We start from the raw sequence: 13221 nt of genomic DNA, 5'->3' as shown, positions 1-13221 counted from the left end.
CGTTCGCTCACCCCAGTTCAAGTAGCACCTCGAGCTCGGAGCGCTCGAGCGGCACACGCAACAACGCTCGCGAGGCATCTCGCACTTCATCACCACGCCGCGCGATCTCGAAGATACGCGTGGTCAGGAAAGGCTCGAGCGCGGCGATGTCGCTCAAGGTCGCACTGTCCGCGATGAGGACCGCCGCCGTCTCGAGGTAGACCGACTGAAAGTCACCTCGGCCAAAGTCGCGAACCGGCCTCCCCATATCCTCCAGTGCAGCGCGGATCGCTTCGCGTGTCTCCGGGTCGGGGTGAACGACGATGACGACGCCGGCCTGGTCCGCAGCCTGTACATCTGTGTTGACCTCGAGGCGAATCCGGGCCTGCAAGAACGCAACGCCACGATCGGTCGAAGCGCTCAGCACCCCGCCCAGGGTGTGGACCAGGTTCTCGCAGTTCGAAAAGCCGCCGATTATTGGCACCGAGGTGCCGCGGCCAAGCGTCCGGAGCTCGATGACCAGATACTTGCCTGGTGCTGCGCCCGGGCTGCCGTCGGGCCGAGCCGCGCCCTCGACATCCTCGACTTCGAGCGTCAGCCGCATCTTCGAATTTGCCCCGACTGCGTCTCGACTGGTCAAGATCAAGTTGATCACGAGGATCTCGAGATCTCCCGAGGCGAGGGGGACCTCGGCCTCGGGCGCGCTGCATTCAGCGACCAGTTCGGCTTCAGGGACCGACGTCGCAACGGTGGGGCGCACGCGTGCGAGGACGTCTCCTAGGGTCGTATGGTCATGGCGTTCGCTGCCGAGCGCCCAGGCCTCCAGGGTCTCCGCCTGGGCATCGGTCACCGTCTGGACGCTGTTTTGCTGCTCCCTGGCCTTGTGCTTCTTGCCGACCGCGGTGTCGAGCATGCCAGCGGCCGGGATATCGAACTGCGAGTCATCGATCGCCGCTGACGCATCTGAGCTGAACGGAAGCGCGAGGAGCTCGCCGTCGAGATCGCTCAAGTCGCTGAGCATGTTCTGCTCGACGAGTCCGAGGCGACGGCCGAGCTTGTAGGCGATCCGCTCATGCTCCGACGCGGCGATGATGTTCTCCCCGCGATGTGTTCGGGCGAGGGCCAAGTGTGCCTCACGAGCCGCGTACAGGTTGCCGTGGCTCTCGAACCCTTCGACCAGGTGCGCCGCCCTGCTCTGGATCTTCTTGGTGTTGCGAGCCGCGATCGCCCGCCTGAGGGCATAGAGGTCGACCTGGACCTGAAGCCGCGGAGCCGTCTTCGCGGCCCGCTTGAGCGCACGCAGCGACTTGCGCTGAAGCTTCAGCTGCCTGCGGGTTGGGTGCTGCCGGTCGAGAACCGCGAACACGGTCGCAACATGAATCTCACGAGCCACGTCGAGGATGCCTTGGAGCTCGGCGAGCTCGTCGTGTCCAGCCTCGACGAACTTGAGCGCCAGCGGGATGTCTCCCGACACGTGAGCTGCGGTCGCCAGGTGCCCATTCACGACGACACTCACGGCATCGAAGGGCTCGCTCTGTTCGGCGAGCTCGGCGACCTCGAGGATACGGTCGGACAGGTTCGTATGGCCTTGACGAGCGAGCACGGCCAGGCGCACCGACTGGAAATGGGGCAAGACCATTTCTTTGCCGTTGCGGTGAGCCATCGAGATGCCCTCATCGATCCAGCCGAGCAAGGTATTCGTCGACTCGCGGTCACGCCCGTAGATCGCCTTGAAGAGCAGCGAGAGCAGCGCCACCGAGACGTCGCCCGTTTCACGGAACGAGGCGATCGCGTCGACGAGCGCGTCTTGCCCCTCCTCGTAGCGATTGGATGGAAGCAGCGAGTTGTGGGCTCGGGTGTGATACATCAGACCGAGGGCCCAGGGGTCGCGCGCCCGACGGGCGCCCTTCTCAGCCTCATCAAACAACTCGTCTGCGGCGCGGTAGTTCCCCAACAACGCCCGAACCGAGGCCTCGAAACACTGAATGGCCGCTGAGCTGCCGGACTGGATGCCGCGCGCAAACCAGCGCGCGCGCGCCAAGTACATCATCAAGCTGAAGGGGTCCCCCGAGAGGCAAATCGGGATCATCGACGTGTGGAGCGAGATGATCGCCTCACGGATCTCGAGCTCGTGGGGAGGGTCCCGGAACCACGAGCTAACGAGCGCTTTCGCGGCCGCCACGACCTTGCCGAACCTCGTGCTTGGCGCGGGCTCCGGGACACGCTCGAGCGCCATCTCCCCGAGCTGCTTGGCGTCGTCGAGGGCCGACTTGAACACCAAGAAGTAGACGACCTTGGTCGCAGCCCGCAACGCATGCCCAACCTCGGACGCTGCGATGATGGCGGTGTAGAGCATCACCGCGTCATCGAGATCGCCGCTCAGCAAACATACGTCGGCGAGCCCCTCCGCGGAGACGGCGCGACATTCGGGATCCCGGCTGCGCTCGAGCGCGCACTCGAGGTGCCAGCGTGCGCGCTTGAGATCGTAGACCGCAAGTCGATCGCGCCCGGCCTCCGTGTGGAGTCGAGAGAGCTCGTCCGAGGCCTCAGCCGGGGCTTCGTCATCGAACGCATGCTCGCTGTGGTAGGCGATCTGCGCGATCGGGGCGTTGTTCTGGCGCATGTACGCAGCGGCCCGGGCGTGGGCTGCACGCCGTTGGTCCGCGTCGACGGACTCGAGCACGACCTCGCGGATCGAGTCATGGGGGAAGCGGTAGCCGCCAGCGCTGCGAGAGAGGATCCCGCGCCCAACGAGCTCCTCCAGCGCCGCCTCGAGCGGCTCCCGGTCCAGAGGACTGAGCTCGTACACGGCCGCGAGCTCGAGCTCGACGCCCACGACCGCCAACGCCACTGCGACATCGCGGACCTCGTCGCTCGCGCCGACGAAGCGAAGCCCGAACAGATCCGCGACGCCCCGGTCGCCGCGAAGCTCGTCGGGCTCCAGCGCTCGCGCGCTCCATGCTTCGTCGTCGACGTTGCGAACGAGCAGCCCCTGGTCGATCCACGCACGGAGGTTGGCCCAAACAGCGAGCGGGAACCCGCCGCTGACACGATGAAGCGCCTCGGCGACCGTAGCGAGTTCGACGATCGTGCCCGGCAAGGTCGCAGACAACAGATGTTGAACCTCTGTGGGTCGGAGAGGCTTGAGCGCGAGCAAGTCAGACTCGAACTGCGGCTGCAGGGGCCAATCTCCATCGGTGCGCTCGCCAGCGAGCACCAGCGTATGGTGCGCTGGCTGAGCTTGCGTCAAGATCTTCAAGACACCGAGCGAGCTCGCGTCTGCCTCTTCGAGGTTGTCGAGCACGAGCACCAACGGGCGACGCTGCGTCCCAATTGATCGCAACAGCTCGGCGATCACTGCCGTGTGGCGGCTAAAATCACCGCTCAGCTCGAGCTGCGGCAGCTCCTCGAGATCTCGCAGCAAGCTCCCGAGCGCGGGCGCGCTCCGAGCGACAATCGCCCCCATGTGCCTCGTCGCGTGATTGACTCGATAGCGGACCTCATCGCGCTCGTCGGGCGGCAACCTCCGCATCTCGCGTGCGAGTTGCTCGAGGGCGCTCGCCAGACCGCCGTGGATTTCGGCCGAGCGCGTCTGCCAGGTGCCCGACAGCACAAACGCGTCGTCAGCCTCGAGCCGGGCCGAGACAAATTGACGTAGGAGGCGAGACTTGCCCACGCCCCGCTCCCCACACACCACCACCGCCGACGGCTGCGCAATTTGGGCCCGCGCGAGCCCCTCGCTGAGCGTGTGCAGCGGATCCTGGCGGCCGACAAACGGCGGCTCACCGGGTAGCCGCAACACCTCGGTATTCTCGGTGTCCGCCATAGCTCAGGCCCGCGGAACTCCGAAGGTAAAGCGAGTGCCTTCTCCGATCTTCGACTGAAGCTGTAGGCTTCCGCCCCAGGCCTCCACCAGGCGTTGGCAGGTCGGAAGCCCCACCCCCGAGCCCTTCTCCTTGGTCGTGTAGAACAGATCGAAGATTTTGGGCTGAAGCTCCGGCGGAATGCCTGGTCCGTTGTCGGCGACTTGTACGAACACGTCGTCAGTCGCAACCCAGGCTGACAGCGTCACGCGGCCGTCGGGCCCGTCGGGGATCACGTCGACGGCGTTGTTGATCAAGTTCGCCAACACGCGCAAGAGCGCACCTCGAGGTGCCAAGACGTCTGTCCGTGGCGGGTCGTCGAGCCGCACCCGCCCCTTGGAGACTCGACGGTGCATTCGTACGGTGGTCTTGAGCAGATCCGGCAGGTCGACGATCGTCCCGGCCCCGGCCCCGCGCTGGACCGCCACGCCGTCGCGCGCGATGTTGGCCATCGTTGTCGCAACCAAACGAAGCTCGTCGAGGCTGCGCAGCACGTCTCGGACCTGAGCGGGGTCCGACGCGGTCGCTGCCATGCCAAGCACCCCATTGCGCGAGTGGTTGATGTGGGCGAGCAGCACCTGGAGCAGTGAACGCAGATCGTGCATCGCCCCCGCGGCCAGCGTCACGGTCGCGGCTCGATCGATCTGCTCCGCGATCCGCTCGACGAAAGTCATTGCGTCGGCATTTTCCTCTTTGACCCTCCGACCGAGGTCATCGAGAAAGCCGAGCAGGATCCGCCCGAATTCGTCGGCGTCACCTGACTCGCGGTAGAGGCGGTCAAGCTCGGACTTGAGGTCCATGCCGCCCTTCGCTTCGGTGCGCGGAGTCATCGACTCGTCGTGTTAACCTGCTCACCTGCGAGTCAGTCAGGCTACATTTTAAACTGCGACTAATCGAGCGGCCGCGCTCAAACGCCCAAGGCCGGCGCACCTGCACTTCAGGTTGGAGTCGGCGCCAGGCCCGTGGGGCGGCTGTCGATGGTGTGGCGATCACCTTGGCTCGCGTTGGTCGGGGCGCGTTCGCGATCGGAGTGTCCGATCGATCGAACTGTGGTCGGCTGACCAGGCCAACTGTACAAAAGAACGCGGAGAAATGCGTGCCCCATGCGATTTCAATGATCGCACCAGTGGTGGAGTGTATAGGGTCGCCACGTCCCCTTAGCTGAAAGAGTCGATGGAACAGGCGCGCTTGCTCCGCTCACGGTCGAATGCGTGGAATACGCGTCTCGGCCTTTTGGCCGCCACCCACCAGGCGACGTCAGAGGTCGCAGACGCTCAGCTGATTCGAGAACCCCTGCACGACCGGGGGCGATCGCCGCAGCTCGAAGGCCAGCCCACACCGAGAGGTCTGCGGCGCGCCATCGCCTCCGTCGAGCACCACGCCACCGCCGAGGGTCGCGGAGACCGCGAGCGACTCACCGCCGTCGGACCAACTCAACCCGTTGACCCCGGGCATGGGCTGGGCCCAGGCCGGCTCGAGCTTGGCGCTGTCGTAGACACTGAGCACCTGGCCAGGGTCGCGCTGCTGGACGATCGCGAGCCGCCGCCCATCCCGACTCGGGGCCAGCATCATGACGAAGCCCGCGGGCAGCTGAAGCTCGTCGCTCTTGCTGCCGCGCTCGACGTGGAGGGTCGGGCGCATGCCGGTGGTGCGGACCCAGTAGCGGGCTCCGTCGGCGCCGACCGCGAACTGTTCGGGCGCGCCGAAGCTCAGGGCCTCGCCGCCTTCGAGGGCCGAGACCGTGTCGAGCCCGGGCCGCAGCCGGCCGAGGGTGAACTCGCGCAGCTTGCCGGCCCCGTCGATCGTCCACGCGCCCCATCCGTCGATGCCCGCGCCGCCGACCGCGAGCACCCCGACGAGGTTGGCGGTCGCGTGGGTCAGGTAGCGCCCGGCGATGCGGCCCTCGCTGAGCTCGACCAGGGTCGGGTTCTGCCACAGGTTCGTGCGCACGAACATCACGCCGTTGCCGCTGCCGTCGCGGGCGAGCTCGGCCAGCTGCACGTTGCTGCCGAGGTCGACGGCGCTGACGACCTCGCCCTCGCGCCAACCCACGAGCTGCGCGCCGCCGGCCCAGTCGACCATCATCAGGAGATCCTCGTCGAGGAACTCGACGAAGCGCTGGCTCGACGCGCGGGTGCCGGGGACCTCGAACACCTCGCTGACGCCCGCGTCGAGCTGCTCGACCGCGACACGATCCCCGAGGGCCCAGGCGACCGCCCGAGCCGAGGGCGAGAGCCCGGCATCGGTCACGCTGATCTGCTCGTAGCCGAGGTAGGCGAGCTCGTCGCTGCGCAGATCGTGGACCGCGAGCCAGCTGCTGGCCGGGGCCACGCGCAGACCGGCCGCGAAGGATGCGGCCAGGTGATTGACGATCGGGCTGCTGCGCAGGGCGACGAGCTCGACCTCGCCCGCGCGCAGATCGACCACCCGGCCGAGCCCGGTCCCGTCGTCGAGCAGCACGCGACCGCCAGCGAGGAGCCCGAAGCGCGGCTGGGCTCCGAGCGGGATCTGGCTGTCGACCGAGACCCGCTTGCCGTCGTCGAGCTGGACGCCGATGACCTTCCAGGTCGCGCCGCCGAGGCGCTGACGCTGGATGAACACCGCCGCGCGAGCGTCGGGCGAGATCGAAGGGTTGTCGGCCGTCGGCGGGGAGTCGAGGTGGATCGTCTGGCGGCCGGGCGCGAGCTCGATGCGGCCGTCGGCGAGCGCGAGCGGGAGCAGCTCGACGGCGAAGCGGCCCTCCTTGTCGTCGAATTCACCGGCGCTCACAGCCACGACCCGCGGGCCCCCCTCGGCCTCGAGCGCGACGCGCAGCGAGGCCGGTCGGAGGCCGGGCTGATCGAGGCGCGCGAGCTCGGTGCCGCGACGATCGAGGAGGCGGACCACGTGGTCGCTGCCGACCGCGACGATCTGCGAGCTCCCCGGCAGCACGACGATCTCGGCGATCGGGTCGGTCGGGGCGAGGCTCGCGAGCGCCTCCATGTTGCCCGCCTCGTCCACGCCCACGAGGCGCCCGCCCCCGGCCGCGTCGAGCAAGGCCAAGGTCCAACCTCCGGCCCCGTCCGAGGCCAAGGCCATCGCCCGAGGATCTCGGATCGGCACGACCAGAGGCTCGCGCGAGCCGTCGAGCGCAGGCCACAGGCGCACGCCGCCCCCGGTGTCGCGGCTCAGCGCGGCCTCGCCCCCCGGATCGACGGCGATCAGCGAGATCGCGGCGCCGTGCGGGACCCCGGCGCTCGCAAACACGACCGGATCCCCCGCGGGCTCGACCTCGGCCTCGCCGTGGTCAGCGTCGCCCGACGCACCCGCCTCGTCGCCCGGGTGGCGGGTCGGGCCGTCGGTCTTGCAGCCGCCAAGCAGCGCGACCGCGGTCAGGACGCTAGCAGCCCGGGGTGAAATGCATCGTGTCGCCTCGCGCCGGAATGTTCGCCGAGGGCACGAAGCCAAAACGCCGCTGTACCGGGCGTACTGCAAGTTTTGGCGACAAAGCCATCGGCGAAAAGGCCAAGCGAGGCGGCGCGAGGCATTGCACCCCGGGCTGCTAGACAACCAGAGGGGGGAACGCGAAGCAGCCGAGAGCATGGAGATCACGAATAACCCGAGCCTGCGCGCGATGGCCTGAGGGTTCGCCCGACCCCGCCTCACAAGCTCTCGAGGTAGGCGATGAGGTCGTCGAGCTGGCGGTCGTCGAGGTGCGCCGTGTCGCCCATGTCGTGGACGCTGCCCTTGTCGGTCAGCAGCGCCCGCAGCGTTCGCGCGCTGCCGTCATGGTAGTAGGGCGCGGTGTGAGCCAGGCCGATCAACGAGGGTGTGTCGACGCTCCCGATGTTGGTCGCGAGATCGTGCTGAACACCGTCGGCGAGCTGCGGGCCGTCGTGGCAGGCCGAGCAGGCCGTCTCGGCGCTCTCGAACAGCGCCTGGCCCCGAGCGATCGAGTCGGCGGAGTCGACCGTCGGCGCGAGCGGCTGCGGCAGGCTCTCCAAGAAGGCCTGGAGATCGCGGACCTCGTTGGCCGTGAGCCCGGAGCCGCCGAGGCGCCCGACGGTGTTGGTCAAGCTCGTCGGCAGGTCCTTGTCTTTGCCGTCCCACTTGAAGGGGTGGGTGCCCACCACGCGACCGGCGAGCAGCGGGGTCTGGAGGTTGTGGCCCTCGATCCGCCACGACAGGCCGTCGGTCCGGCCCTCGGCGTGGCAGCTGGCGCAGGCCATGAACCCGCCGGTCGAGACGCGCGTGTCCTGCCCGCGGCGAAACAGCTCGGCGCCGCGCTGGGCCGCGGGCGAGCGCGAGCTGGGCCCGAGGGCCGCGCCGACCTGACGCGCCGAGGGCACGCCCGCGCTCGCGACCGTCGAGAGGTCGAGGCGGACCAGCGAGCGGTCGAGCTCGCAGTGGACGAAGAGCTCGTCACCCTCGACCGCGAGCCCGTCGGGGCCGCAGCCGGTCGGGCTGGGCACGGTCGTGACCCAGGCCATGTGGATCGACGCCTGCGAGACCTCGGCCACGGCCATGACCTGGTCGTTGCCGTAGCCCGCGAGGTAGAGGGTGTCATCGGCCGCGTCGTAGGCGAGGGCGCGGGGCTGGTGGACGCCGATCTCGGCGAAGGCGGTGCTCGGGGCGAAGCTGTTCTCGGCGTCGATCATCGCCATCCGGTGGGTGATCGGGGCGGTGAAGCCACCGCCGCCGCCGTAGGAGCCCGTGTTCTCGAAGCCGCTGGTCGGCAGGTGCGGCGTGCTCAGCTGGTGCGGGACGATCGCGAGGTCGTCGCCGATGTAGCCGACCGCGTAGGCGTTGCGGGCGAAGCGAAGCCCGACGTCCTTGGTGTCGGCCAGCGAGGGGCTGTGGCCCGGGGCAACGCCGACATCGACGAGGACCGGGCCGCTGTCGACGAGCGCGCCCGAGAAGGGGTCGGTGTTGACGCGGTGGGCTGGATCGAGGGCGACGTAGCTGACGTTGGGGCTGGTCCCGAGCTCGACGTTGGCGACCGCGCCGGTCGTCAAGAACCCGACGATCGCGTGCTGGCCGTCGGCGGAGACCGCGACCCCGCGGGGCTCGGCGGCGAGCTCGACCCGCCAGCGCGGGAACATGGTCTCGGTGTCGAAGGCCACGAGCTCGTGGTCGGCGACCGAGGTCACGTAGAGGGTCTCGCCGTCGGGGCTCAACGCGAGGCCGTGAGGCTCGCGGAGCTCGGCGCGATCGAGGACATCGAAGCTGCTGGCCCCGGCGCGAACCCGCACGACCCGGTGAGCCTGGCGGTCCGCGACGTACACGAGATCACTGGTCCCGTCCCGAACCATCTCGCCGGCGCCCGCGGCGAAGTCGAGACTCGCTAGGTGATCGCCTTTGCGGCTGGTCCGAACGAGCTTGCCGGAGTCGCGGTCGAGGGCCAGGACGCCGTGGCGATCGAGCGCGAGGGTGCCCCCGTGGCTGCCGACGTGGGGGGCGAGCGTGGGCGCCGCGGTTCCGCCGAGGGGCATGTCGTTGAGACGAAACTGCGCGATCGCGACGCCGAAGCCGCCCATCATCGGCTCCTCGAACATCATCTGGTCCATCTCCTGGATGGGCATCTTCACCTGGCGGCCCTCGGCGTCGGACGATCCAAGACCAATTCCGAGGGCGAGGGCAGCGAGGGAGAGCAGCGAGGCGGAGGCGAGAGACGTGCGCGGGCCCATCGAGACCCACTGACGCCTGAGGCGCGCGTTTGTTTTCAGTCCTTGGTCCAAAAATGCCAGCTAATTTGCGAGTTCGACCGTCGTCTTCCCCCCGCCGAGCGAAATCGCTCGGCGAATCAAAGCGAGCGGCGCTCTCGAGCGGCGCCAGGCCGAGGGCCCCCGCAGGTGTTGGCGACAAAGTCCTGGGCGATCGGGCGTACTGCAAGTTTTGGCGACAAAGCCATCGGCGAAAAGGCCAAGCGAGGCAGCGCACCCCGGGCTGCTAGGCTGCGGTCGTGGCCAAGCCCGTGCTGCTACTCGACGTGATGGACACCCTGGTCCACGACCCCTTTCACACCGAGGTGCTCGAGTTCTTCGGCATGGACATGCCCTCGCTGATCGCCGTCAAGTCCGAGCAGGCATGGCTCGCGTTCGAGCGCGGCGAGCTCGACGAGTCCGCGCTGATCCGGCGCTACTTCAGCGACGGCCGCGAGCTCGACCTCGCCGGTCTGCGGGCGTGCATGACGGCGGCGTACCGCTTCTTGCCGGGCATCGAGGCGCTGCTCGGTGAGCTGCGCGAGGCCGGGGTCGAGATGCACGCGCTGTCCAACTATCCGGTCTGGTGGGAGCTGATCGAGGCCGAGCTTGGCCTGTCTCGCTTCCTCGACTGGACCTTCGTGTCGTGTCTCACGGGCGTCCGCAAGCCGGATCCCCGCGCCTACCTCGGCCCCGCCGAGGCGCTCGCGCGCGGCCCGGCCTCGTGTGTGTTCATCGACGACCAGGCCAAAAATTGTGCGGGAGCCGAGGCCGTGGGCATGAACGCTCTGCGCTTTGAAGACGCCGTCTCGCTCCGCGGCGCGCTGCGTGCATGCGGCTGCCTGTGAGCGATCGCGCGCAACGCGGATCACGGATCGCGGTGATCTTCACCGCGGTATCGGGCACGATCGCGCGATGGCGGACGACATGGATGAGAAGCGCTCGACGACCAAAACTGGAGAAAGCGAGGGCCCGCTCGCGTGGTTGAGCAAGCGCGCCGGGCTCGTCGTGCTCGTCGTCATCGCGGCGATCGTCGCGCTGCGCCTGATGTCCTCGTGGCTCAAGTGGCTGCTGATCGCGATGGTCGTCGGTGCGGTGTACTACCTGATCACGAGCCGCCCGGACGACGAATCCAGCCAAGGGTGAGTCGCTCCGCTGCGCGGCAGCAGGAGTTGCTCCGATGACCAGCGCCGAAGCATTCATGGACAGGGTCCGCAGCCGCGACCCCAACGAGCCCGAGTTTCATCAAGCCGTCGCCGAGGTCGTCGAGTCGCTGTGGCCGTGGCTCCACCGCGAGGGCCAGCGCTACCTCGACGCGCAGATCCTCGAGCGCCTCGTCGAGCCCGAGCGCGTGGTCAGCTTTCGCATCGCGTGGGTCGACGACGCCGGCAAGATCCAGGTCAACCGCGGCTACCGGATTCAGATGAACGGCGCGATCGGGCCCTACAAGGGCGGGCTGCGCTTCCACCCAACGGTCACCCTCAGCGTGCTCAAATTCCTCGCCTTCGAGCAGGTGTTCAAAAACTCGCTGACCACGCTGGCGATGGGCGGGGGCAAGGGCGGCGCGGACTTCGATCCCAAGCGCAAGAGCGACGCCGAGGTCATGCGCTTTTGTCAGAGCTTCATGACCGAGCTCCAGCGTCACATCGGCCCCGACACCGACGTGCCCGCCGGAGACATCGGCGTCGGCGGTCGCGAGATCGGCTACATGTTCGGGCAGTATCGCCGGCTGCGGCACCGCTTCGACGGCGTCTTGACCGGCAAGGGCCCCGAGTGGGGCGGGAGCTTGATCCGGCCCGAGGCCACGGGCTACGGCGCGATCTACTTCGCTCAGGAGATGCTCGCGACCCAAGGCCAGCGGATTCAAGACAAGACCGTGATCATCTCGGGCTCCGGCAACGTCGCTCAGTTCGCGGCCGAGAAGTGCATCGCGCTCGGGGCCAAGGTCGTGACGATGTCGGACTCGAGCGGCTTCATCCACGACCCCGCGGGCATCGACAGCGAGAAGCTCGCGTGGATCATGGAGCTCAAGAACGTCCGCCGTGAGCGACTCAAAGAGTACGCCGAGCACTTTGGCGTCGAGTACTACCCGGGCCAGCGACCGTGGGCGATCCCCTGCCACGTCGCGGTCCCGTGCGCGACCCAAAACGAGCTCGACAGCGACGACGCCAAGCAGCTGCTCGACAACCACTGCATGTGCGTGGTCGAAGGCGCCAACATGCCGCTGACGACCAAGGCCGTCGCGCAGCTGCAGTCGCACAAGATCTTGTTCGGCCCCGGCAAGGCCGCCAACGCGGGCGGGGTCGCAACCTCGGGCCTCGAGATGGCTCAGAACAGCCAGCGCATGTACTGGTCACGCGAGCGCGTCGACGGTGAGCTCCACACGATCATGCGCAAGATCCACGCGGCCTGCTGCGAACATGGCCAGCGCCCCGACGGCTCGATCGACTACGTCGCCGGGGCCAACATCGCTGGCTTCATCAAGGTCGCCAACGCAATGCTCGCCCAGGGGTGTTTGTGAATGACTGCTGTCTATGACCCCCCTGGCCGCTTGTGCACTTTGCCACGCACGGCCGCAAGCGGCCGGTCGCTCGTTCCTCGCTCGGTGGGCCCTCATCTGCCCTGCAACGGCATGCGTGGCCCCCTAAAGGGGGCTTTTTTTAGACCCCCCTGGCCGCTTGTGCACTTTGCCACGCACGGCCGCAAGCGGCCGGTCGCTCGTTCCTCGCTCGGTGGGCCCTCATGTGCCCTGCAACCGCATGCGTGGCCCCCTAAAAGGGGGCTTGGGGCGCGTGATCGAACGTTTGCTTTCTGCGCCCATTGGACGGGGAGTGCGCGGAAAAATCTACTGCGCCCATGGGACGGGGCAGTGTGCGGGAAAAGCTAGTCGCTCAGCGCGTCAGGGTTGATCCGGGAGCGCGCGCTGGATCGCGATGTGGGTGCCGACGGCGGCCGCCGCGGGTACTCCCCACAAGATGTTGCCGCGGAACCCCACGAACACCTGACCGCCCGCGGAGACGCGGAACTTCTCCGGGAGCTCCTCGCGGGCGAGCGGAGAGTCGTACTGGCCGCCGAGGATGATCGCCCCCCAGCCGCCGATGTTGACCCCGATGTCGGCGGTGATCCCAACCGGTGAGCGCTGCGTGGTCGTGGCGCCGTTGTCCTCGGCGACGAGCTTGAAACTCAGCGCCGACGTGAACTCGAGCGCGGGCGACCACTTGCCGGTCCCGAACCAGTAACGCAGCGCGAGGCCCATGTTGCCCCACAGATCCTGGTTGTCGCTGGCGACGACGGCGAGCTTGGGCCCGAGGGTCAGGCGCGTGAACTTGTAGGTCCCGACGGTCTGCACGTGGGCGGGGAAGTTGAGCCACAAGTCGTAGGCGACCCGAGCCGAGTTCCAGTCGAAGAAGGCGCCATCGACCGAGATGTTGCCCTGGCGCGCCCGGTAGGCGTAGGCCGTGGTCGCGACCAGCTCGACGCCGAACCCGCAGCTGGGGTCGGGGATCAGACAGCGCCACTTGGGCTTGCGCGGCTCGACCCGGGGGTCCGGAGCGATCTCGTAGCGCGCGCGGAGCTGGTCGATGTCGTCCTCGGTGTAGTAGGGCGGACCTTGCTCGGGCGGCGGGGCGACCGGGCCCTCGGCGATCGGCATCTCCTCGGCGGGCGCGGGCGCCCCGCCGCCCGAGCAAGGTCCGCCC

The 13221-nt window shown here is 68.2% G+C and carries 8 protein-coding genes; 3 read left to right on the top strand and 5 right to left on the bottom strand.

The annotated features are described in order from the left end of the window. Positions 1–7 precede the first annotated feature (7 nt). The 4 genes from ENSA5_RS39955 to ENSA5_RS26440 all read right to left on the bottom strand — a co-directional run bounded on the left by ENSA5_RS39955 (position 8) and on the right by ENSA5_RS26440 (position 9403). Positions 8–3805 carry an ATP-binding protein gene (locus ENSA5_RS39955; protein WP_106394473.1) on the bottom strand — a complete coding sequence of 1266 codons (3798 nt, stop codon included), beginning with the start codon at positions 3803–3805 and terminating at the stop codon, positions 8–10. Positions 3806–3808: 3 nt separating this feature from the next. Beyond that, the gene (locus ENSA5_RS26450) at positions 3809–4672 is read right to left on the bottom strand and encodes a sensor histidine kinase (protein WP_106394472.1); all 864 of its coding nucleotides are present in this window, start codon (positions 4670–4672) and stop codon (positions 3809–3811) included. 427 nt (positions 4673–5099) lie between these two features. After that, positions 5100–7289, bottom strand: a complete 2190-nt coding sequence (locus ENSA5_RS26445) for a hypothetical protein (RefSeq protein ID WP_146156147.1) — start codon at positions 7287–7289, stop codon at positions 5100–5102. 194 nt (positions 7290–7483) lie between these two features. Beyond that, positions 7484–9403 carry a c-type cytochrome gene (locus ENSA5_RS26440; protein ID WP_258183034.1) on the bottom strand — a complete coding sequence of 640 codons (1920 nt, stop codon included), beginning with the start codon at positions 9401–9403 and terminating at the stop codon, positions 7484–7486. 380 nt (positions 9404–9783) lie between these two features. Between ENSA5_RS26440 and ENSA5_RS26435 the strand changes: the two genes are divergently transcribed. The 3 genes from ENSA5_RS26435 to gdhA all read left to right on the top strand — a co-directional run bounded on the left by ENSA5_RS26435 (position 9784) and on the right by gdhA (position 12044). Next, a complete protein-coding gene (locus ENSA5_RS26435) occupies positions 9784–10371 on the top strand; it encodes an HAD-IA family hydrolase (protein ID WP_106394469.1) in 588 nt (195 codons plus the stop codon). 67 nt (positions 10372–10438) lie between these two features. Next, complete coding sequence (locus ENSA5_RS26430) at positions 10439–10669, top strand: hypothetical protein (RefSeq protein ID WP_106394468.1); 231 nt, start codon at positions 10439–10441, stop codon at positions 10667–10669. 34 nt (positions 10670–10703) lie between these two features. Further along, positions 10704–12044, top strand: a complete 1341-nt coding sequence (gene gdhA, locus ENSA5_RS26425) for an NADP-specific glutamate dehydrogenase (protein WP_106394467.1) — start codon at positions 10704–10706, stop codon at positions 12042–12044. Between the two features lie 378 nt (positions 12045–12422). Here the strand turns inward: gdhA and ENSA5_RS38300 are convergent. Next, on the bottom strand, positions 12423–13221 hold a 799-nt coding region (locus tag ENSA5_RS38300; RefSeq protein ID WP_181198161.1), incomplete at its 5' end, for a hypothetical protein.

It is taken from the genome of Enhygromyxa salina (assembly GCF_002994615.1).
Classification (GTDB): Bacteria; Myxococcota_A; Polyangia; order Nannocystales; family Nannocystaceae; genus Plesiocystis; species Plesiocystis salina_A.
This window is presented reverse-complemented; position numbering and strand designations above follow the sequence as displayed.